Origin of the sequence: Halalkalibaculum sp. DA384 (assembly GCF_043951955.1) — a bacterium.
In the GTDB taxonomy this organism is placed as follows: domain Bacteria; phylum Bacteroidota; class Rhodothermia; order Balneolales; family Balneolaceae; genus JAMQKA01.
On record NZ_JBINJE010000015.1, the window covers coordinates 32,046 to 53,072 of the forward strand.

A 21,027-nucleotide genomic window follows, 5' to 3' on the forward strand; every position below is an offset into this window, starting at 1 on the left:
ATCAATAACAGCTGTTTCACCCCTTATCGGGGATGCCGCAAGATGATTTTTCCTGTTTTCAGTTGTTGAATACCGCCCGTACGCCAAACATGAACCGGCGGGGCGGCATCGGGTAACCGGCCGTCTCAAAGTAGCCGAGTTGACTAACATCGTCAAGCACATTTTCAAAGCGGAGCACAAACATGATGGAGCGCACCCGTGCGGAAATATCGACATCCAGTCGACTGTACCACGGCAGCGGCTGATCGGTGCTGGCGGGCTGCCAGTAGTCCAGGGCCGGATCGTAATGTTCGGCAAGATACTGTCTGGGAGAAAACATCCCAGACAGTCCCGCCTTCACGTAGGTAGCCCGGTTAAAAAGATATCCTTTCCAGTACGCCCCTCCCTTCAGCCAGATGCGGGTCGTGTTAAAGGCGGGTATCTCACCAGCCGGATCCAGCTGAATATTTCGATATTGCTGTACCGTGCCGGAGCCCGACAATTCAAAACGGGAATTCTCAAAATCCATGAAGCCGGTAACCGAAATTGCTTCATATCCCGGTATATTCACGAACTGGCCATCGGTATTCAGCAGGATACCATCCTCTATCTGCTTGAGCTGCCCCCTGCCCCCCACGCTGCCCCCGCTGAAAAGGCGTAATTCAGCAGATCCGTGGAGTTCCGTAATCTTTTCCGGATTCAGGTTTTCAGATCCCTCCACTCCCGATGAACTCCAGTAAAGCTGCTGCAGGGTTGCCATGCGGGTGCCGCGCGACCCTCCTCCCACAAGCTTCAGGCGGCCGCTGAAATCCAGTTCCATGTCAGCCCCGATCGAGTAGTCACGCTGTTGCCCGCGCTGCCTGAACGAAGCTCTGCCAACAGCTTTTCCCCAGGCAACGGGTTCAAACGCCGCATTTCCCGTGGCCGTCAGCTGGCTCCAGCGACCGATATCCAGGCTGGATGCCTCCCGTTCCCTGTTCGTAAAAAGCTCGTAGCGCAGCAGCCCCTCCACCCTGAATGGATTCAACTCCATCCACTTGTGCGCGTAGGCCCCGACCGAACCCAGTGTATAGCTGGTCGTATCCTCCGAAAACCGAACCAAACGCTTTTGGTTGTTCATAAACATCCCCGCCCGAAACCGCTCGGTCACAAGTGTGGAGTCGGCCGGCCGCCGGTGATAGGAAAGGGCTACCGTGGTGTTCCCTGATTCCGACCTGCCGCTCGACTGATTGGCCGTGGCGGAAAAACGATTGAAAGCAAAATTCTGCAGGTCCGGGATGTTGTAACCAAACGGTTCCCCAAGATTCCTGCTGCCGGTTAAAAAGCGCAGTTTAAAAAACTGCTTATTGTCATATTGATGATAGACCCGGGCGAATATCTGGCTGCCGGTAAACGAGGAGTTGCTGTATCCCCCCCCGCCGCGCCGGTCCCAGTAGCTCAGTTCCGCATTTGTTTTTTGGGTAAAATTTTGTGTAACCCAAAATTCAAGGGCCCGCCGGTCATATTTACTTTCATCAAAAATTAGTCTTGATCGGGGCTTGTTCACGTAATACTGTTTCAGGTGAAAGTTGCTTGTGTGGGTGATCCCCCGGTTCTGCTCATGTATGGATTCGATCTTGTGGATCGGTATCACATTCCAGTTTACGGTGCCACTTACCCGATTCTGCATCGGGATATCTTCCCAAAGCAGCTGCTGATGACGCGGTTCGTGAGCATCAATCATGATCGCATTGCTGCGACCCACCGTACCCAAACGAAAGCTAAGTACCCCGGGATCCCGATTTTTTTTAACCGTCCAGTCGGGCCAGTTTTGCCACCGCATCAGGCTGTCATTTGACACCATTTGGGCATCAATAGCCTGGTTATATTTCCAGGGAACAATCGTTATCGCGGGCTCAGGTGGACCGGAAGTGGTGTCCTGGAGCGTGGTGTCAGCAACAGCCGCGTTTACCCGGGCATTTTCCAGATCGATACCCGGAGCCAGATCAATCTGAAGGGAGTCAACAGGAAGTGAATCGATCCGGAGCGAATCAACCTGAGCCTGCAGGTCAGATACACCGGTCACGGCAACAATGAGGAGCGTGATGAGGTATGTCAGAATCTGTCGACTCAAGCCCACTCGGGTTCTAGGCCGTATGGCATCGTATCGAGGTCCAGCAGCACGCGGCGGACCATCTCCATCGCTACTGCTACGGTTCGTTCTTTGTTGACAAGCCGGTTATTGGTAAAAAGTGTGTTGAGGGCAAAATGTTTCCCGGTTGACCAAAACCCGACCCATATCGTTCCAACCGGTTTCTCATCGGTTCCCCCTCCGGGACCTGCAATTCCGGTGGTGGACACCCCGATATCGGTACCGTATTTCCTGGCAATTTGCCGGGCCATCTGCAGGGCCACCGGTTTACTGACGGCCCCGTGTTCAGCCAGCATGGACCGGGAGACGTTTAATTCATCCGTTTTGACTTTGTTGGCATAGGCAACCGTCCCTCCCGTCACGTAGTCACTACTGCCCGGAATATCCGTAAGTGTACTTGCCAGGAGTCCGCCTGTGCAGCTTTCAGCCGTCGCTATTGTCAGCTTTTTTTCCCTGAGTTTTGCGCCGAGGGCTTCACTGAGCTGCAGGTCTTTCCCTTCGCCGATAACCAGATCGCCGGCCTTTTGATAAATGTAATCGGCGACCGGCTTTATCTTTTGTTCGATCTCCTCCACTGAACGCCCGGGACTGGTAATCCTGATACGCACGCCGTAGGGGCTCGGCAAATAGGCGACTGTTGTCCCGCTTTGCAGCAGATGGTCTAACTCCCCGATCACTTCATCACTGAGCGTGCTCTCCCCGATGCCGGCCGTTACCAGGTATCTTGAGCGCCGAAACCACTGATCCTGAAGCTTTTCGCGCAACCTGGGGAGCACTTTTTCGCGCATCAGGTGCTTCATCTCGAACGGGACGCCGGGTAATACCGCCAGGCTACACCCATATTCTTCAAACCACAAGCCCGGGGCCGTGCCCTGCGAGTTGAATAAAACCTCTGCGTTTTCAGGTCTCTCGGCCTGGTGGTAATTCGATTTTGTAAACGGGATATTCCTCTTTTCGAACATCTCCTTCACAAAACTGAGCACCGACTCGTCAATTACAGTTTCCACCTCAAACAGCTGCTGGAGCGCCAGCTTGGTGACATCATCATGGGTGGGCCCCAATCCGCCGGTGGTAATAACCAGGTCGCACTGCTCCATACTTCGTTTCAGGGTTTGTTTTACCACGTCAAGATCATCTCCGATGGTATGGATCCCGAGAACCTCCACTCCCTCTTCCGTCAACAGCTGTCCAATCCAGCTGGCGTTGGTATTGACGGTGTCACCGATAAGAAGCTCATTGCCGATACTTATAATCTCTGCTTTCATAAATGGATTTGGCGATTCATGGAATGAAGAGAAAATATCAAACTCTGTACGCTTTTCGAAGCTCATATTTCATCAACAGAAAAGATTTAATTCTGTAAAACTATTACTATCTTCCCACCGTGCAACGGATACCCAACATATTAAGTACGCTGCGGATTATCCTGGCTCCCATCTTTTTGATTATGTATATCCAGGATGAAGTGGTTTGGAGATCCCTGAGTATCGCCGTATTCGCGGTAGCGGTTGTCACCGACTTTTTTGACGGGTACATTGCCAGGCTCTACGGGGCGCAAACCTCATATGGGGTATTCCTCGACCCGCTGGCTGACAAGATACTTACATTTGCAGGTTTTATCTGCTTACCTTTTATTGATGCCGACCAGTTCCCGTGGTGGGCCGTTGCACTTATTGTGCTCAGAGATCTTTTTGTAACCGGTATGCGCATGCTGGCTGATCAGCGCAATGTAGAGATGAAAACCCGCTTAACGGCCAAATTCAAAACCATGAGCCAGATGTTTTTCCTGTATATTACACTGATGGTGGGCGTTTTCATTGAAACGGATGTGATGCTCAGCGAGTTTTGCGAACAGCTGTTGGAAACGGAACTGCTGGGATGGCTTATGATCGCCATCGTTATACTTACAGTATACTCCGGGTTCGAATACGTATTTATTAATCGCGATATCTTCAAGAAAAACAACAATGCAACGACTTAAACCGATTATCGGCAGTTTTTTTAACGCCGGCTTTCTACCCAATGCTCCGGGAACCTGGGGCAGCTTTTTTGCACTCTTTCCAATCTATTTTGTCGGAGTGTATGCCCCCTGGTATGGAATCGCCCTTTTTACCGCCGTCTGCTCATTCCTTACCCTCTGGGTTTCCGATGAGTGCGAACGGGTGTGGGGCGGCGATCCCTCCCCGCTGGTTATGGATGAGTTTGCGGGACAGGGCATGGCTTTTATTGCGATCTCCTTTACGCCGGACCTGACCACAAACATACTCATCCTGATCGCAGGTTTTATCATCTTTCGCTTTTTCGATATCGCCAAACCTCTTGGAGTTGATGCCCTGCAGAAGCTGCCCGGAGGCTGGGGCATACTGGTAGACGACCTGCTGGCTGGGTTCTACGCTTTTATCGTTCTGAAAGTTCTACTTTTAATTATACTTTAACCATATTGGCTTTATAAATTATTAACAAGATTTTCTTACTTTTGAAGATTGTCCGGAGGGGGCCAAAATAAAATTAAAACTGACAGAGTTAAACTATGATAATCGACGCTTCATTTGCGGAAAAACTAGCGCTTCATCTACTGGAGATCAACGCCGTGGTACTGCGGCCGGACGATCCCTTTACCTGGGCTTCCGGCTGGAATTCACCGATCTACTGCGACAACCGCCTGACGCTTCGCTACCCGGAAATACGATCCGCAATTGCTGACCAGTTTGTTTCATTTATCGAAGAGAAATATCCCGGCGTAGACGTAATTACCGGCACTGCAACCGCCGGTATTCCCCATGCCGCATGGGTGGCCGACCGAATGGAGAAACCGATGGCCTACGTGCGCTCCAAGGCCAAAGCATACGGTATGGGCAACCAGATTGAGGGCGGAGTTGAAAAGGGCGAAAAAACCGTGGTTATCGAAGACCTTATCTCCACCGGGGGATCAGTCCTCTCGGTTGTGGAAGCGCTTAAATTTATCGGGGCGGATATCCAGGCTGTTACCAGTATTTTCACCTACGGCTTCGACAAGTCGATGGAAAAATTTAAGGATGCCGGAGTCACCGTACATACCCTTACCGACTACACCACTCTGATCGATGTAGCGGTCCAGGAAGGATTTATCGAAAAAACGGACCTGGAGCTCCTTAGTGAATGGAGGACCAATCCAGAAACCTGGCCGAAAGATGGTTGATGCTGTCTTATTCTCACAGAGGTCTTTGCACAATCGTTGTTTTGGCCAATATCGTCATTTTCGCTTCATATAATACATTCAGGTTGCTGAAAAAGAAGCCATATACCTGCCGCATGGTGCCACAGCAAATATGCTTAATTTCTTTTCAAACATTGTTATATTTACTGCTCTAAATAAAACGCAGTAAACCCAAAAAGATCACTTCTGTATTTTGGATCAACGCACATTTTATATTGAGACTTACGGCTGCCAGATGAATGTCTCGGACACCGAGATTGTAAACTCCATACTAATGGAGGAGGGTATGACGCCCGTACAGCAACCCGATGAGGCGGACATCATTTTTATCAACACCTGCTCTATCCGCGAAAATGCCGAAGACAAGGTATGGAAGCGGCTCACCGAATTCCGCTCTCTGAAAGAGGAGAAAGAGAAGCTGACTGTCGGGGTGCTGGGCTGCATGGCCGAGCGGATTCGCGACAAGATTATTGAAAAAGAACACCTGGTAGACCTGGTGGTCGGTCCCGATGCCTATCGTGATCTCCCAGAGCTGCTGACCGATGTGGACGACGGGCGCAAAGCTGTAAACACGCTGCTCTCCCTGGAAGAGACCTACGCCGATATCGCTCCCGTGCGCACCAACGACAACGGAGTCAGCGCCTTTGTAACCATTATGCGCGGCTGCGATAACATGTGCGCCTTCTGCGTGGTGCCCTTCACCCGCGGTCGCGAACGAAGTCGACCGGTGGAAAGCATTTTAAATGAGTTGCACGATCTGAGTGAGCAAGGTTATAAAGAGGTTACCCTGTTGGGACAAAATGTCAATTCCTACAATTTTGAAGGTACGGATTTCACGGAATTGATGGATAAAGCCAGCAACGTGGACCCGGAGATGCGGATACGGTTTTCTTCGCCACACCCGAAGGATTTTCCCGAAGAGCTTCTTCACCTTATCGCGGAGCGGCCCAACCTGTGCAACTATATCCATATTCCGGCACAGTCGGGCAGTACGTCTGTGCTTGAGCGGATGCGTCGCCCCTACACGCGCGAGCAATATCTTGAGCTTGTGGAAAAAATGCGCAATATCATTCCAGGCGTCTCCCTCTCTACCGATATTATTGCCGGCTTCTGCGATGAAACCGAAGAGGAGCACCGGGATACCATGTCGCTGATGGCCGAGGTTCGGTACGACCTGGCCTACATGTTTGCCTATTCCGAGCGGGGGCGAACCCTGGCGCACCGCAAATACGAGGATAATGTCCCCGAAAAGGTCAAAAAACGTCGGCTTACGGAGATCATCGAGCAACAGATGCAGATCCAGGAAGAGCGCAACAAGCAGGAGATCGGCAAACGACACCTTGTGCTGGTTGAAGGCACGAGTAAACGTTCTGATGAGCAGCTAAAGGGCCGTACGGATACCAACAAAATGGTGGTGTTTGATCGCGGAGATCTTCAGAAAGGTGAGTACGTGGAAGTCGAAATTACCGACTGCACCTCAGCTACCTTGATGGCAGATGTGATCGGTCGAAGCAGCATCAAAGAATTTAACCGCGAAATGGTGGCGGCCTGACAGTCTTTTTTCCAAAAAGAAGGTACCTTTGCGGAACCTGCTATTTTATGGAGGATTGGTTTGTACCACCGACCTTGGTGACCTTTTAACGGGAGTACAACCCCTCAGAACGGGGAATAGAGGAATTTGTAAAGCCTTCAAAGAATTAAAACATCCAGGAATTCAACATTCCTGGATGTTTTTTTGTACAATATTATTTACTGAGCCTGTTCCAACTCAATTGTACCGAGTTCATTCGTTTCGCCCACCGTTACTTCAACACCGCTTGTATCTTCAGGACTGAAATCGGTGTTGGTTGGGTCGAAAGCAACCGTATAGCTCCCCTCTTCGAGCCCTATCAGTTTAAAATAGCCATCAGTGGTGTCTGCATACGTGGTAGCCAGCGTGTCGGAACCGGCAATGGCATACACGACCGGCTCAGATTCGACCGGTGTAACGGTACCGTCTATGTTGCCGGTAACCGCCGCATTTGTGGCATTAATCACCGGCTTCAACAGGTATTCCGGGTTGGCTTGTCCTTGTCCCCGTTTGACAACCGACCGGCTGGCATCAAAATCGAGCAACAGTACATACTCCAGGTCTTCCTCTATTTCGGCGTCTACATTCAGCTTTATACCGGTTTGTGCACCACTGGGTACGAACATGCTTTTTTCTTCTCCGTCAACAACTACGCTGTGACCGTCGCTGCTCAATATCAGCCGGATCTGGTGGTAGGTTCCGGTCTCAAGCGTAGTATCCCCCAGCACCGTGTAGGCGCCGTTGGTTAATTCGAGCAGGTTATACATCTGCTGCGGTTCGCTGATCGTCATCCATCCTTCGGAATCTTCCTCCCGGTTGATCTCGACGCGTTCTACGAACACGTTTACCTCATCGTAGCTGGCCGGGGCATCGTGCATGCGTACCTCCAGCGTTCCCATACCGGAATTGGTACTCGTTCCGGATTCATCGCACCCGGAAATAAGCAGTCCCAGTCCCATTATTAACAATATTACGTGATTACGCAGTCTAGTCTGTAGCATAGCTGTAGATATATTTTTTAGAGTTATTTTGATACCGTCTGCAACAGTGTGACGAACAGCACAGGAAATGGTTACTGAATTATTGAATATTTGTTCCGACCGGTCTCGCAGGAACAAGTCAACTGTTACCGACCTGCCCCAGGTTCCTGCTGAAATACACCCATGGTTCAGGAATTTGACAAACACTCGAAAACCCTGCCTCCCAAACAGTCTGTTTATCTCCTCGCTATTGGTATGCTGATGGGTAATTTGCGAAAAAGGATCTTTACAAAACCTACTATTATGTTGGGTGGTGAGATTGTACCACCGACCTTATGGGCCTTTAAACGGTAGTATAACGCTCTCCGAACGAGGAATAGAGGGTTTGGCAAAGGTCTCTAAAAGAAAGCCTAATTATTCCCTCTCCCCTGACTCTGTCCCGGTCCCCTGTCCTGCCCCGGGTTTTCCTGCATTCCCCCTGGAACAGAGCCCGGCGGTCCGCCCCCCATATTGCCGTTAAAAAGATTTTGCAATATCCGGGATGCGGGGGTGCCGACTTGCAGTTGCTGGGAGGCTCCCTTAAGTACCCCGGCTGCCGGAAGCCGGCTCCGTTTTTGTGCCATATTGACCGCCATCGGCAGCTTCTGGAGCTCACTGCTGTTAAACCCTCCTTTAAGAGCCCGAATAACGAATGCGCGGGCGGTCCGGGGCTGCTCTGCCGCCCCGATATCCGGCAGAATGCCGATGGCCGTTATGATGTCAGAAGCGGTGGCCCTGGAAAGGATCGATTCGCTGCCCATTTCCGACAACATCTGGCTGACTGACTCCACAGGAATATCCTGGGAAATTGCCTTCGAGGAGGCTTCGATCATACGGTTGCGCACCCGCTGGTTGCTCCCCGGTCCATCGGTGCGCTCAATCATCTTTTGCACGCCGGGGTTCTGCATCCAGGGATCCACGACCTGGGCGGCCTGCTCTGTTGCGCTGTGGATTCTGTTGATTACAGAGACGATCTGCCGATCCGGCACCCCTTTAGAGAGGCCCTCCAGGGCCTTTTGGATGAGATGGTCTGCCGGCAGATTCTGCTCGGCCAGGCTCGCGGCAGGGCGGATGATATCGATTAGTTGTCCGGCCTGCATGCCCCGGCTGTCAGCCCTGGTCCGCAACTCGCTGAGAGCCGACTGTTCCATGCCGTTGTCAGTCGCCGTTTGCATGAGTTGATCGACCGCTTCCTGCTGGGCTTTAACGGGACTGATCCCGACCAGACACAGCAACTGCAAGATTAGCAAGAGTTGTAACAGCCGATCTTTTGTCAGATATTTCATAGCGTTATTGTGATTTCATTGTTCAATCAAAAGCATTGCATTTGTTCCGTCAAAACCATCGTTCACGGTGTACACGTTATCCGAAAAGGAGATCCATTCTTCCTCTTCTCCCAGAACCTTTAACACCTTGTATTCATACGCTCCGGTTTCCAGGGAAAGTTCTGCCATGTACCGGTTGTTTTCCTGCTCAACCAGCGGTATACCCGGGCGTTCCCAGTTGTTAAAATCGCCCACAAGGTATAGCTGTCCTTCACCGGCATACCGAATATACACGTGTTGCCGGCTCGCACTGTTTTGCCATTCAGGCTCAATGCGCCTCCCGCCGGACCGCCGGTCGGGCTCAAAGCTCAGCCGTACACCGCCCGCTACCTGTAGATCCCGAAGACTACCGGCTGAGGCCCCCGACTGGTAGTGCAGCCCTTCAGCGTTCAGAAACAGTGATACCCGATTGCTGACGGGATAGCTGCCCTCAATCCCCAGTCGAAACAGGCGATTGGTCTGTTCCACTGTTTCAGAGCCGCCTGCAGATCCTCCCACAGGTGGAAATCCACTGCCTCCATCCGGCGCCGTGGCGGTGAATTCATTTTGGTATTGCTCAAGTCCCGCCGTCAAACGAAGTTGTGCACCTCCCTCAAACAGGCGGGCGACACTTACCGTGCTTCGAAATCCTTCTCCCACTGAAGGCAGTGTTTCCAGGCTGCCATACAGTCCCGCCGACAGCTGCCACCGGAAGCTGGGCCATGTTTCAAATTCAACGGCATAGATACCGGTCTGATCTTGAGAGTTCACCCGGGTGCTGTCCACCACATAATTGTCGTACTGCCGGTAACTCGTACCGGCTTTTATCCTTAGGCTTGAAAAAGGAGTAATATGCCAGCTCAAAGCCGGCTGAGCCCACCAGAGAGTACGACTGAACGAGGAGCTGAAATAACTGCCGCCGGTTTCAATGCCCCCCGTCAAATTATCTGACAATGATCGACGGTAATTGGCCATTCCCAGAAATCCCTTCCAGGTATCATCATTCCCAAAATATGGCTCCCATACGGCGTTGCCGGTAAATTCTGCCACATTTTTTTCATCAAACCAGGCTGTTTGCCCCATGAGCGAAACCGTGCCATAGCCCGATTCAACCGAGCGGTCCCACTCGGAAAAGTAGGGATTCAGGTAGGTATTGGAAGAGAATCCCACCCGGGAATCGAAATACAACACCGTCTGCCACTGCTGGGCATGGGCCCGCCCCGCTATAAAAAATAATACCGCCATAGCCAGGAATATGATTCTCATAAGTAGATTACAGCATTTTTATTGCCAAATCCGTCTTCACGGTGCATCGGGGCCAGCGGATCGGTTACCCACTGCTCCCCGTTTTTAACAAACATGTAGCGATGCTCGCCCCGGTTCATCGAAACAAGACCCGTCCACACGGTTTTTCCGTTCACCTGCTCTTTGGTGAGCGGCTGCGGCTCCCAGTCATTAAAATCACCGGCCACCGCCACAGAACGAGCTGTTTCATCGATATACACAAAACGGGTCCAGACCTGGTCTACCGAGGCCGAAATTTCCCGCACCGTTTGTCCCGAGGCCAGCTCCCGGTCGGGCGACTGCTGCTGCCCCAGATACGGGGGAACGACCAGTAAAACCGCCAGAACCAGCAACAATACCATCGTATAGGCCGGTCTCCACTGGATCGGCCGGGGACGCCAGAGCCACTCAACCCAGGTGCTGTGCTCCTCCGCCTGTTTTGACGTTTCAGCAACAGGAGCTGAATGTGTTATCTGTTTCATAACCCTGTCGCTGAATCCCTCCGGAACCTCGAATGATGAGGGATCCCGCCCGTCCCGAAATGAATGCCGGAGTTTTATCTCAAAACGAAGCAGCGATCTCAATTCCTCGTCATCCGCGATCAGATGCAGGATTTTCCGCTCTTTTTTCCCGGGGAGTTCCCCATCCAGATAGTTCCTGAAAAGTTCCTCTTTTTGTGCATTCATCACAATTGACCTTTGGTTTCAAAATATTCCTTCAACGCTTTTCGCGCCCGGTGAACCCGTACTTTCAGGGCGCTCTCCGAAACATCCATCCGTTTTGCCATCGCCCGGTATGTCATGTCATCCCTGTATTTGTACAAAAACGCCTGCGCATACTCTTCTGATAAACGGGCAAGTCCTTCATCCAGCAGCTGGTTCCACTCCTCCTGCTCCAGTTGTTGGTCCGGGGTTTCGGTTGTAGCCATCATCGCTTCCAGCTCATATTCATCCATTTCGCTGAACTGCTTGTTGTGCCGCCTCACATTCCTGGCGTAATCGCGGCAATGATTCTTGGCAATCATATACAGCCAGGAAGAAAATTTGGAATTCATATTAAAAGAACCGAGTCGTTCATAACACTTAACAAAAATCTGCTGTGCCAGCTCTTCTACTACCTCTTCATCCGTTACAAATTGGCGAACAATGTGAAAAACCATCGGGGCATACCGGTCTACGAGTAGTTGATAGCGCTGTACCTCTCCGTCCAGGATTTTTTCTACCAGTTCAAATTCTTTGCCAGCTTGCTCCATCAATACTCAATTTGTTACGCTATCAATGCTCATAAATGAGGCCTTTGCCCCCATTAATTGACTTAACACCTTCGCTACAGGTAGTAGCTATTTACTTATTAAGTGAGGGCTTTGCAAAATCCTCATTCTGAGGGAGTTGTACTCCCGTTTAAAAGGTCAACAAGGTCGGTGGTACAACCAACTTCCACCAAAATAGCAGGTTCTGCAACCTTTTGATTCTGATAACTTATCTTTGTGCCTTTACAGCTAACTCCGTTGCAGGCTATATTAAAACTACATCAGCAAAACCTGGATGTCCCTGAAACGGGAACCGGTTAAGAACAACTTTCCGCTTCTTGTAAGATAGGACGATCAACCAAGGAAAACGTTACTGAATTTATCAAAACAACCCGGTTAACAGTTGAATTAACCACTTGAAATCGCCATACTTGAATGCGTATGAACATCTCTTTTGAAACTTTTTTCCTGCAGAAAATTTTTATTTAAACAAACGAGAACTATTTATCCTAATCACAATTAGTACATTTTGGCTACTAAATCATTTGATGACATTTTAAACAAACTTGCCCCCCTGGTAGAGCAGTCGCGGGAGATGAAAGAGATTCTGCTCGCTAACCTCGTGATGCTCGGGGAGATACCTGCTCCCACTTTCGAGGAGGAGGAGCGTATAGAATTCCTATTGAATCGCTTCAAGGAGGCCGAGCTCGACAAGACCTCGGTAGATGAGGTGGGAAACGGCATCGGTATGATTGAAGGTGAAGTGGGCGAAGAAAATATCCTGATCGTTGCCCATGCCGATACCGTCTACTCCAAAAAAACCGATCACACCCTGACGGTTCAGCCCGATACTGTTACCGGGGCCGGTGTCGCCGACAACAGCCTGGGGCTGGCCGTACTTGCCACGCTTCCCTTTTTCCTTGATAAGTTTGATATCACGCTGAAGCAGAACCTGTTCCTGATGGGTGCCACCCGCAGCCTGGGCCGGGGAAATCTCGAGGGGTTGCGTTTCTTCCTTTCCAATGCCGACCGGCCGGTTAAAGTGGGGATCGGCCTGGAGGGAGTTGAGCTGGGACGTCTCAGTCACACCTCCATCGGCATGCAGCGCGGGGAGATCACCTGCAAAGTGCCTGAAGAGTACGACTGGTCGCGTTTTGGTGATGCCAGCGCCATCCTGACGCTTAACGAGGTGATCAACAAGATAAACGGCATTCGCCTGCCCCAGCGGCCGCGCACCAGCATCGTGATGGGCTCCATTGAAGGTGGAACTTCGTTCAATACAACCGCTCTGAAATCGACTCTCGGTTTCGAGATACGGTCGGAATCGGCGCAGCTGGTCAGCGACATCAACCGGGCGATCCATGAAATTGTAACCGAAGTTTCCTCCAAAAGCGGAGACACGATTGAGCTCGATATTTTCGCCGAACGCGAGCCGGGCGGAATCCCCTTTTCGCACCCGCTCATACGCCGGACGAGGGAGATCATGGAGGAGCTGGAAATCGAATCGCGTCCCGGTCCCAGCACGTCGGAACTTTCCGCCTTTATCGACCATGATATCCCCGCCATTACGCTGGGACTTACCCACGGCGACCAAATTCACGAAGTAAACGAGAACATCGAAATTGCCCCTACTTTCAAGGGAATTGCCCAAGTAATCGGCACGCTGCTAGCAATTGACGGAGGTTACTGTGAAGAAGATTAAGAACTGGATTAAGAATAATACCTATCACCATTCCCAATTTTGGGATCTCAAACAACTCGTGGAAAAAAAGGAGGAGCAGGATCTGACTATCTCTCTCTGCCTGCCCACCCTGAACGAGGAGAAGACGATCGGCAAGGAGGTGGTGATCTTCAAGTCGGAGCTGATGGACCGATACCCGCTGCTGGATGAAATAGCGGTGATCGATTCCGGTTCCACGGATAAAACGTTGGAGATCGCAGAGGGATTTGGTGCCGACACGTACCTGGCAGACGACATTTTGCCCAACCTGGAAACCAAAAAAGGGAAGGGCGAGAACCTCTGGAAGGCGATATACCAGCTCAAGGGTGATATCATCGTGTATGTAGATGCGGACATCAGCAACATTCACCCACGCTTTGCCTACGGCCTGGTGGCCCCTCTTATTCAGCGACAGGAGATCCAGTACGTGAAAGCGTTCTACGATCGACCGCTGGCCGTATCCGGCGGCATTCGTCCCTCGGGTGGCGGGCGCGTGACCGAAATTTTGATCCGTCCCCTGTTTTCCCTGTTTTTCCCGGAACTGACCGGTATCATCCAGCCGCTCTCCGGTGAATATGCAGTCCGGCGCGAGGTGCTCGAACAGATTCACTTTCCGATCGGCTACGGTGTGGAGACCTCCCATCTCATCGATGTGTACACCAGGTACGGGCTCGACGCTTTTGCCCAGACCGACCTTGACCAGCGGATTCATGAAAACAAGCCCACGCGCGCGCTCGGCAAGATGGCTTTCGGCATTCTGCAGACCTTCATAAAGCGGGCCAAGGCGCTGGATATCATCGAAGATATTGCCGATCACGAGACAATACTGCGGCAAACCCAGGCAGTGGAAGACTCCTACGGTCAGGAGGAGATCGAGATTGTGGAGGAAGAACGCCCCCCCATGATCGAGATTGAGGAATACCGGAAAAAATTTGACCGCAACCCCGAATAGTTCTCATCCCAACGGCATATCCTTCTCGCTGCATTTCGCGGAGAAAGGAGAACCATACCGGTGTGGTCGTGTTGGATCAAAACATCTGCAAACACTAACTCCTAATCTGTTTAACCGATGGACAAGGCGTTGCTAATCAGTCGTATCCGCGATCTTTCTTCTCCCATGGACCCCGTTCCAACGGAACAGCAGGCCCGGCTGCAGTCGCTTTCTGGTATCCACTCCGTGGCGTTCGATTTTTATGGCACCATGTTCCTCTCGGGCGTGGGGGATATTGGCATCGATGAGGAACAGAACACAGAAAGCGTAGAGTTGTTCGGGCAGGCGTTGCAGGATACCGGCTTTACCCTGCGGGACGAAGAAGCACCGCTTACCGGACTCAAAACGTTTGACCGGGCGATCCGGGAGTATACAGAACTGCAGCAGTCCCGCGGTATAGATTATCCTGAGCCGGATATCGTGCTTATCTGGCATGAAGTGCTGGAGCACCTCATTGAAAACGATCTTGTAGAAGGAGCGCTTGATCGCGCAACAGCACAACGCTTTGCCGTGGAGTATGAATTCCGGTTCAACGCTGTATGGCCGGTTCCCGGTTTGATGTCAACCCTTGAGTCGCTTCGGGAAAAACGATATATCCTCGGTATTATCTCCAATTCCCAGTTCTATACTCCCCTGGCGTTCCAGGCCTTGACAAATCGGGAGCTCACTTCAGTCGGCTTTGATAAGGATTTGCGGGTATGGTCATACCAGGCCAGTGTCAAAAAACCCTCTACCCATTTTTATGAACGCTTTGTGGAGGCCCTGAAGAACAAACACAACTTGCAGCCGGAACAGGTGCTCTATGTGGGCAACGACATGCTCAAGGATATTATGCCGGCCTCCGGGCTGGGCATGAAAACCGCGCTGTTTGCCGGCGATGCCCGCTCATTGAAGCTCCGGCCCGAGGATCCACGCTGTGCCGATGTCAAGCCGGACCTGCTGATCACCAACCTGGGGCAGATTACGGAGTGCCTGGGGATGGCCGTCTGAAAATGGGAGAAACATAACGACATTGCGCTTAACGCGCGCGCGAATTGGTGTTAATTCATCTCCAGTTTAGTATTTGTCGCCAGTACCCTTAATACGAGCAGGCCAGGGCGAGGCGCGGCCCCTCCTTGAAGCTTATAATAAATAATTACCCGATTTTGTATTTCAGCATTTCCAATCCATCAATGAACCGAAAGTCTTTTCTGTTCTTAGATAACAAAGGAATATCAAGAAATAGGGCAGTGGATGCTATGAACATATCTGGAATTAATACTCCATGGCTCAACCGGTAGTTTTCAAAAAATTCAACCGCTGTTTGAGAAACTGAGCTGTCGAGTTGAATAATTTCAAAGTCAATTAAGAACTCTTGTAGAGATTCAAATTCAGGTCTCGGTAAATTATTTGGTATAACAATATTTTGAGCTGATTTCCCCTCTGCCTTTTATGTGAGTACCCCTTACAGGTTAGTCTCAAAAATCTTGCAGCGAGGTTTTTGCTTCTCATCACCTTTCAGTGTGCGGTCAACCATAACCATTCGGATTTACCGGATGCTGATATTGCAGATTAACCACAGCGTAGTTGTTCAAACAGCATCTCCACATGATCTATCCGTGTAGATTGGCCTGATCGATGGTATCCGCGTACTCCAGTAACGGCCGAAATCCGGGCTAGGAAGAAGTATCCCTTAAAATTTTCTGGGCCTCGTCCAGCATATCAGTCCATTTCTCTTGCTCTGTATCAATATTCGGAAGTGCTTTATACGCCTTGTAGACGGCAGCATAATATCTTTTTTCGCGCTTGTTGCCTTCTTTCATCCTGTTTTCAGAGGGCGTTCCGTCAAAAATGATCCGCTTTTTAACCTCCTGTAACAGCTGTCTCCGCGTCTTCTGCCCGGAGTTCCCCTCCTCTTCCATAAGTGAACCTACCTGGGCAACATACCACTCCAATCGCTCATCAATCGATTTATTCATCCATTCTTCTTTTGTCATTACTTCAGATAACCTTGTTCAACTTACTGTTCATATCAGTAATATAGTTACAGCAAATATGCGGGGTGTATTATTCCATGACGACACAAACCCGGGAAAAGGAACTGATCCCTAAGGCCAGCCGATGTATTACATTTGATATCGGATCTGAATCCTTTTCAACAGCTTTTACAGCCCGAAATTAATCGGAAATTAACTCCCGTGCGGATGCTCCCGGAATCCAGGGCGCACAGACCCGCTGTCATTGAGCCATGCAATCCACTAAAAGACCACTTAGCTACGCGCTGTTAATTTTGACAATCAATTTTGCCGGCTGTTCCGGGAACCTCTTTGATATACACGGGGAGAACGACGACATCGCTGTGGAGGTTACCGATAACGCACTGCTTGTTCAGAACAGGTTTTTAGAACCGATCTACTATTTTGCCGTTGAATCAAATCTATCTATGCTGATACTTTGGGCGCCCATCTCTTCAGACAGTAACCGGATCGATCCCCTTCACACGGTCAAGATCGAGTTCAACGATGTCTATGGGTACGCCCCGGGAAATCGCATCTTATTTTACCACTGGCACGGAGAAGACCCGGATCAAGGCGAAATACTGAGCAAAACCATCGATACGGGTTGAAATCAATCTCCCTCCGGCGGTACCAGCCAAACTGTTTCAAAAGGTTCCAGCAAAAGCGTGCCATCGCCACCCCGCTCGCTGTCGCTCAAAAGATCCTTCCACGAACGCTGAGATGGGGGAAGCGGCAGCAGCTCGCGGTCCACACTCAACGAATCTCCGGTAACATTGCTGACCGCAACAACAGCCTCGCTTTCGTCCAGGGCTGTTCGCTTTATTACAAACAGGTTGGCTCCGCAGTCATATACCTTCTGCGGCGCATCGGGATGGAAAGCCGGGTGTTCTCCCCGAACCCGGAGCATCTCCCTGTATTTCTGCATAACCTGGTGCGTGGTGGTCGATTCATCCTCCAACCGGTCGACCAGCTCTTCATACTCCCACTGCATTCGGTTGATAGCTCGTTTATGTCCCGTTGATACGGCTTCCCCGGTGTTGTTCTCGGTCGCTGTAAGATTGTGGAAATAGATCCCCGGCACCCCTTTAAATGCCAGCATAATGGCCTGCGAGCAGAGGTACCGCTTCACCTGTACTGTCTTTTCTTCGGTACCCGGAACGGAGAACGCGTCGAAATAGGTGATGTTCAGCTCGTAGGGACTTTCACTGCCGTCCTCGTTTTTTTTGTACGAGACAAAACCTTCCCGCTTAAATACCTCCTCAATCATAACGTCAAATTCCTCGTCGGGAACCAGTCCCTCCAGCGGGCGAACGCCGATGCCATCGTGCGAGGCTGTAAAATTCATGAAATAGCACCCTTTTTTAACCCCCTCAAGCCGGGAGGCCCACTCGGTCAGATATCGGGAATTTTCCGTTAAAATGGCATGCAAAAGCAGCGGTGGCAGGCTGAATTGATACACCATGTGGGCTTCATCCTCTCCGTTGCCGAAGTAACTTATATTCTCCTCGTGTGGCACATTTGTTTCCGTAACAAGCGTTACGTGCGGTGCCACCTCGTCAACCAGGGTACGAAACAGTTTTACCACTTCATGCGTCTCAGGCCGGTGAATACAGTTGGTGCCAAGCTGTTTCCACAGGTACGCGATCGCATCGAGCCGCACAATCTGTATGCCCTTTGAAAGGTAGAACAGGAAAATATCGAGGTATTCAAAAAGAACATCCGGATTGGAAAAGTCGACATCCACCTGGTCCTCGCTGAAGGTGGTCCAGACACAGCGATTCCCCTTGTCGGTCTGTACCGGCGTCAGCAGCGGGGAATTGCGGGGACGGGTTACCTGCGAGATATCAAGATCCGGATCGACATCGATAAAATAATCTTTGCCCGGTCTTCTGTTCTCTTTAAAATTTTGAAACCAGTCGCTGTACCGCGAGGCGTGATTGATCACCAGGTCGCCCATCAACCGGTACTTTTCTGAAAGCTTCCCGATATGATCCCAGCTGCCAAGGTCTTCCCGCACCTTCTTGTAGTCGATGACCGAGAATCCCCCATCGGAAGAGCTCGGGAAAAACGGGAGTATGTGAACCGAGGTCACGGAATCACCCACGTACCGTTCCAGAAACTCATGCAGAATTTTGAGGCGCGGTTCTGCGGGACGGTTAAGGTCCCGCAGCACATCGCCATAGGTGATCAGGATCGAGTCCTTCTCGGACCATTTGTCGCGGTCGGTCTCCGGAACATCAATTTTGGGCTTGTACTCCCGGATCATCGACTTGAGTCGTTCTACACACGCCCCGGCTTGCTCTTCACCGTAAATTTTTCTGAAGTGCGATGCAAAATCGTTATGTAGTTCCAACTGTTCTGTATCGTTTTTTGATATATCGGCCAATATCAGAGATTCATTTTCGGTTCAAATCAATTCCAAATTTAAGAAATTGATTTTTAAAAGTAAGGGGGATTAAAGCGGCTATTCCGACTGGTATCTGCGCTTATGTAATCCTGTTTGGCAAGTAGAATATCCGGCAAAAAAATTGGGCTCCGAAAGAGTTATGCATCCCCCATCAGGAATGCTTAAATTTAAGCTTTAGCATTCTCAGGGATCGTAAAATTTTAACCGTACACAAGCTTAATGGACCGCGAAGCATTTCAAGAACGATTCGGACTCATCGGTGAATCTACTGCGCTCAAACAGGTTATCGACAAGACGGTTCAGGTTGCCGATACCGATATTACCATCTTATTACAGGGCGAAAGCGGCGTCGGCAAAGACGTTACAGCCCGCGCGATCCACGCCATCAGCAAGCGTAAAAACAACGACCTCGTAATCGTAAACTGCGGGGCGATACCGGAAGGCATCATCGAAAGCGAGCTGTTCGGCCATGAACGAGGTGCTTTTACCGGAGCCCATGAGGCGCGAGAAGGATACTTCGAAAAAGCGAACGGCGGCACCATTTTTTTGGATGAGATCGGGGACACCCCGAAGAATGTACAGGTTAAACTGCTCCGCGTGCTGGAAAGCGGCGAATATTTTCGGGTGGGTTCAAGCAAACTGAAAAAGACCGATGTTCGTGTTATCGCCGCGACCAATAAGGATCTTTGGGAGCACGTACAAAATGGTGAATTTCGTGAAGATCTCTACTACCGACTCGATACGGTCAAGATCAAGCTGCCGCCGCTGCGCGAACGCCCCGATGATATCATCCCGATTTTCCGCAAATTTGTAACCGAATTTTCCGCTAAATATGACTCCGTGTTCAAGGGGTTTTCTGACGAGGCGAAGGAGCTGTTGACCTCCTATCGCTGGCCGGGTAATGTGCGGGAGCTGCGGAACGTGGCAGAACAGCTGGTAGTGCTGGAAAAATCTCAGTTTATCGACACCGAAACCCTGAAAAAATACCTGAAAGGTCGCCAGCATGCGGGATCGCCCGACAACCTGCCGGTGCTTTCCGGCGATTCCAAGCAGTCCGGCGGACCGGAGTCTTCTTTTGGAAAAGCCGATCGCGAGCTGGTCTACCGGGCGCTTGTTGAACTGCGAAGCGAAATCAGCGACATGAAAAAGATGCTTGCCACCTTTCTCTATGGTACCTTCTCCGGCCGCCAGCTCAAGGCGTTGCCCCAAAATATCCAGAGCGAGGTGGAACACTCCAATATGTCGGATATCGATTTCGGTGACGAGCCGGAAGAAGCCGGGACCCTGGGCGTGCAGAACTTTGCCGAAGCCGATATTTCGGAAGAGGATGAACCTGAAGAGGAGATTACCACTGAATTTCAGCGGTTTTTTAATGGAGATCGCATCCCCTCGATCGAAAAGACAGAGCAGTTCCTGATTGAACAGGCATTAAAAAAATTTGACGGCAACCGCCGCAAAGCGTCTGAAGCGCTGGGAATCAGCGAGCGCACGCTCTACAGGAAACTGGACCAGTATGGACTTGACTAGCCCCCAATGCACTACAGCTTCTTCAATGATGAATAACGATAAAACAGCTGTCTCTTCTACCGTTCAACTACCCGACGCCTCGGGGCGGCCGAAGTACATTCCGGACCGCATGCGGAAGATCGTTGTTCTCCTTATGCTCTGTATCCTGCCCTTTTCCCTTGCGGGATGCTACAGCTACAGTTTTACCGGTACCTCCATCCCCGAGGGGGTCAACTCCATCTATATACCGTTTTTTGCCGACCAGTCGAACAGCAGCATCGGCAATTTGAGCGATCAGCTTAACCAGGTGCTCATTGAGCGGTTTGTCAATCAAACAAGACTGCAGCTAGCCAATTCCAGAAGCGATGCCGACGCGGTTCTCGAGGGACAGATTATAAACTACACCAACCAGCCTTTTAGTGTTACCGGAGAGGAGGAGACTTCCCAAAACCAGGTGACCGTCACGGTGCGTGCCACCTATCAATATACCAGTGAAGAGCAGCCGGAATGGAATCAGCAGTTTTCGGGGCAGGCTACCTACGATCCCAACGAGAATCCGATTGAAGGCGAAGAAATTGCCGCCGCTGAAGCGATCGAACAAGTGGTCAATAACATGTTTAACGACGCAGTCAGCGACTGGTAACATCAAACGTAGATCCGGATCTCAAAATATG

General features: G+C 50.8%; 20 protein-coding genes. 10 read left to right on the forward strand and 10 right to left on the reverse strand.

Annotated elements, in window-relative coordinates; genetic code table 11:
• Positions 1 to 58 precede the first annotated feature (58 nt).
• Together ACG2E4_RS10225 and ACG2E4_RS10230 are read right to left on the reverse strand one after the other, a co-directional pair.
• Positions 59 to 2,092: a putative porin gene (locus ACG2E4_RS10225; protein WP_395276481.1), complete on the reverse strand. Its 2,034-nt coding sequence runs from the start codon at positions 2,090 to 2,092 to the stop codon at positions 59 to 61.
• Positions 2,089 to 3,375 (reverse strand): competence/damage-inducible protein A, encoded by a 1,287-nt coding sequence (locus ACG2E4_RS10230; protein WP_395261038.1) that lies wholly within the window; start codon positions 3,373 to 3,375, stop codon positions 2,089 to 2,091. The genes ACG2E4_RS10225 and ACG2E4_RS10230 overlap by 4 nt, the downstream gene beginning before the upstream one ends.
• Before the next feature lie 119 nt (positions 3,376 to 3,494).
• Here ACG2E4_RS10230 and pgsA point away from each other — a divergent pair, with 119 nt between their 5' ends.
• From pgsA to miaB, 4 genes are all read left to right on the forward strand, one after another.
• Complete coding sequence (pgsA, locus tag ACG2E4_RS10235; protein WP_395261039.1) at positions 3,495 to 4,091, forward strand: CDP-diacylglycerol--glycerol-3-phosphate 3-phosphatidyltransferase; 597 nt, start codon at positions 3,495 to 3,497, stop codon at positions 4,089 to 4,091.
• The gene (locus ACG2E4_RS10240; protein WP_395261041.1) at positions 4,078 to 4,545 is read left to right on the forward strand and encodes a phosphatidylglycerophosphatase A; all 468 of its coding nucleotides are present in this window, start codon (positions 4,078 to 4,080) and stop codon (positions 4,543 to 4,545) included. The genes pgsA and ACG2E4_RS10240 overlap by 14 nt, the downstream gene beginning before the upstream one ends.
• Before the next feature lie 95 nt (positions 4,546 to 4,640).
• Entirely contained in the window at positions 4,641 to 5,288 is a 648-nt protein-coding gene (pyrE, locus tag ACG2E4_RS10245; RefSeq protein ID WP_395261043.1) for an orotate phosphoribosyltransferase, read from the forward strand.
• Between the two features lie 211 nt (positions 5,289 to 5,499).
• Entirely contained in the window at positions 5,500 to 6,858 is a 1,359-nt protein-coding gene (miaB, locus tag ACG2E4_RS10250) for a tRNA (N6-isopentenyl adenosine(37)-C2)-methylthiotransferase MiaB (RefSeq protein WP_395261045.1), read from the forward strand.
• Between the two features lie 197 nt (positions 6,859 to 7,055).
• Here miaB and ACG2E4_RS10255 read toward each other — a convergent pair whose 3' ends face one another.
• The 5 genes from ACG2E4_RS10255 to ACG2E4_RS10275 all read right to left on the reverse strand — a co-directional run bounded on the left by ACG2E4_RS10255 (position 7,056) and on the right by ACG2E4_RS10275 (position 11,735).
• Positions 7,056 to 7,877, reverse strand: coding sequence for a DUF4382 domain-containing protein (locus tag ACG2E4_RS10255; RefSeq protein WP_395276482.1), 822 nt, complete (start codon positions 7,875 to 7,877; stop codon positions 7,056 to 7,058).
• A gap of 389 nt (positions 7,878 to 8,266) precedes the next feature.
• Complete coding sequence (locus ACG2E4_RS10260) at positions 8,267 to 9,181, reverse strand: hypothetical protein (protein WP_395276483.1); 915 nt, start codon at positions 9,179 to 9,181, stop codon at positions 8,267 to 8,269.
• Between the two features lie 15 nt (positions 9,182 to 9,196).
• A complete protein-coding gene (locus tag ACG2E4_RS10265) occupies positions 9,197 to 10,444 on the reverse strand; it encodes a glycogen-binding domain-containing protein (protein ID WP_395276484.1) in 1,248 nt (415 codons plus the stop codon).
• Between the two features lie 17 nt (positions 10,445 to 10,461).
• The gene (locus ACG2E4_RS10270; protein ID WP_395276485.1) at positions 10,462 to 11,169 is read right to left on the reverse strand and encodes a hypothetical protein; all 708 of its coding nucleotides are present in this window, start codon (positions 11,167 to 11,169) and stop codon (positions 10,462 to 10,464) included.
• Positions 11,169 to 11,735: an RNA polymerase sigma factor gene (locus ACG2E4_RS10275; RefSeq protein WP_395261052.1), complete on the reverse strand. Its 567-nt coding sequence runs from the start codon at positions 11,733 to 11,735 to the stop codon at positions 11,169 to 11,171. The genes ACG2E4_RS10270 and ACG2E4_RS10275 overlap by 1 nt, the downstream gene beginning before the upstream one ends.
• A 526-nt stretch (positions 11,736 to 12,261) precedes the next feature.
• Here ACG2E4_RS10275 and ACG2E4_RS10280 point away from each other — a divergent pair.
• From ACG2E4_RS10280 to ACG2E4_RS10290, 3 genes are all read left to right on the forward strand, one after another.
• A complete protein-coding gene (locus tag ACG2E4_RS10280; protein ID WP_395261054.1) occupies positions 12,262 to 13,434 on the forward strand; it encodes a M20/M25/M40 family metallo-hydrolase in 1,173 nt (390 codons plus the stop codon).
• Entirely contained in the window at positions 13,421 to 14,404 is a 984-nt protein-coding gene (locus tag ACG2E4_RS10285) for a glucosyl-3-phosphoglycerate synthase (RefSeq protein WP_395261056.1), read from the forward strand. Before ACG2E4_RS10280 ends, ACG2E4_RS10285 begins: the two co-directional genes overlap by 14 nt.
• A 117-nt stretch (positions 14,405 to 14,521) precedes the next feature.
• Positions 14,522 to 15,433, forward strand: coding sequence for an HAD family hydrolase (locus tag ACG2E4_RS10290; protein WP_395276486.1), 912 nt, complete (start codon positions 14,522 to 14,524; stop codon positions 15,431 to 15,433).
• Between the two features lie 145 nt (positions 15,434 to 15,578).
• Here ACG2E4_RS10290 and ACG2E4_RS10295 read toward each other — a convergent pair whose 3' ends face one another.
• Together ACG2E4_RS10295 and ACG2E4_RS10300 are read right to left on the reverse strand one after the other, a co-directional pair.
• Positions 15,579 to 15,845, reverse strand: coding sequence for a PIN domain-containing protein (locus ACG2E4_RS10295; protein WP_395276510.1), 267 nt, complete (start codon positions 15,843 to 15,845; stop codon positions 15,579 to 15,581).
• 253 nt (positions 15,846 to 16,098) lie between these two features.
• Complete coding sequence (locus ACG2E4_RS10300) at positions 16,099 to 16,419, reverse strand: hypothetical protein (protein ID WP_395261059.1); 321 nt, start codon at positions 16,417 to 16,419, stop codon at positions 16,099 to 16,101.
• A gap of 251 nt (positions 16,420 to 16,670) precedes the next feature.
• On the opposite strand from ACG2E4_RS10300, the gene ACG2E4_RS10305 reads away from it, so the two are divergent.
• The gene (locus tag ACG2E4_RS10305; RefSeq protein ID WP_395261060.1) at positions 16,671 to 17,048 is read left to right on the forward strand and encodes a hypothetical protein; all 378 of its coding nucleotides are present in this window, start codon (positions 16,671 to 16,673) and stop codon (positions 17,046 to 17,048) included.
• A gap of 2 nt (positions 17,049 to 17,050) precedes the next feature.
• Here the strand turns inward: ACG2E4_RS10305 and ACG2E4_RS10310 are convergent, their stop codons facing one another.
• Positions 17,051 to 18,793 carry a sugar phosphorylase gene (locus ACG2E4_RS10310; RefSeq protein ID WP_395261061.1) on the reverse strand — a complete coding sequence of 581 codons (1,743 nt, stop codon included), beginning with the start codon at positions 18,791 to 18,793 and terminating at the stop codon, positions 17,051 to 17,053.
• Between the two features lie 273 nt (positions 18,794 to 19,066).
• Between ACG2E4_RS10310 and ACG2E4_RS10315 the strand changes: the two genes are divergently transcribed.
• Both ACG2E4_RS10315 and lptE read left to right on the forward strand, forming a co-directional pair.
• On the forward strand, positions 19,067 to 20,374 hold the full coding sequence (locus ACG2E4_RS10315; RefSeq protein ID WP_395261062.1) for a sigma-54 interaction domain-containing protein: 1,308 nt from the start codon (positions 19,067 to 19,069) through the stop codon (positions 20,372 to 20,374).
• A 25-nt stretch (positions 20,375 to 20,399) separates the two neighbouring features.
• Positions 20,400 to 20,996 carry an LPS assembly lipoprotein LptE gene (gene lptE / locus ACG2E4_RS10320; RefSeq protein WP_395261064.1) on the forward strand — a complete coding sequence of 199 codons (597 nt, stop codon included), beginning with the start codon at positions 20,400 to 20,402 and terminating at the stop codon, positions 20,994 to 20,996.
• Positions 20,997 to 21,027: the final 31 nt, after the last annotated feature.

Bases quoted from the DNA above. Each gene is read 5' to 3' on its own strand.
- ACG2E4_RS10305 (WP_395261060.1), top strand. From the start codon at position 16,671: ATGCAATCCACTAAAAGACCACTTAGCTACGCGCTGTTAATTTTGACA.
- ACG2E4_RS10315 (WP_395261062.1), top strand. From the start codon at position 19,067: ATGGACCGCGAAGCATTTCAAGAACGATTCGGACTCATCGGTGAATCT.
- ACG2E4_RS10230 (WP_395261038.1), bottom strand. From the start codon at position 3,375: ATGAAAGCAGAGATTATAAGTATCGGCAATGAGCTTCTTATCGGTGAC.
- lptE (WP_395261064.1), top strand. From the start codon at position 20,400: ATGATGAATAACGATAAAACAGCTGTCTCTTCTACCGTTCAACTACCC.
- ACG2E4_RS10265 (WP_395276484.1), bottom strand. From the start codon at position 10,444: ATGGCGGTATTATTTTTTATAGCGGGGCGGGCCCATGCCCAGCAGTGG.
- ACG2E4_RS10275 (WP_395261052.1), bottom strand. From the start codon at position 11,735: ATGGAGCAAGCTGGCAAAGAATTTGAACTGGTAGAAAAAATCCTGGAC.
- ACG2E4_RS10270 (WP_395276485.1), bottom strand. From the start codon at position 11,169: ATGAATGCACAAAAAGAGGAACTTTTCAGGAACTATCTGGATGGGGAA.
- pyrE (WP_395261043.1), top strand. From the start codon at position 4,641: ATGATAATCGACGCTTCATTTGCGGAAAAACTAGCGCTTCATCTACTG.
- ACG2E4_RS10290 (WP_395276486.1), top strand. From the start codon at position 14,522: ATGGACAAGGCGTTGCTAATCAGTCGTATCCGCGATCTTTCTTCTCCC.
- ACG2E4_RS10260 (WP_395276483.1), bottom strand. From the start codon at position 9,181: ATGAAATATCTGACAAAAGATCGGCTGTTACAACTCTTGCTAATCTTG.
- ACG2E4_RS10255 (WP_395276482.1), bottom strand. From the start codon at position 7,877: ATGCTACAGACTAGACTGCGTAATCACGTAATATTGTTAATAATGGGA.
- ACG2E4_RS10240 (WP_395261041.1), top strand. From the start codon at position 4,078: ATGCAACGACTTAAACCGATTATCGGCAGTTTTTTTAACGCCGGCTTT.
- ACG2E4_RS10300 (WP_395261059.1), bottom strand. From the start codon at position 16,419: ATGACAAAAGAAGAATGGATGAATAAATCGATTGATGAGCGATTGGAG.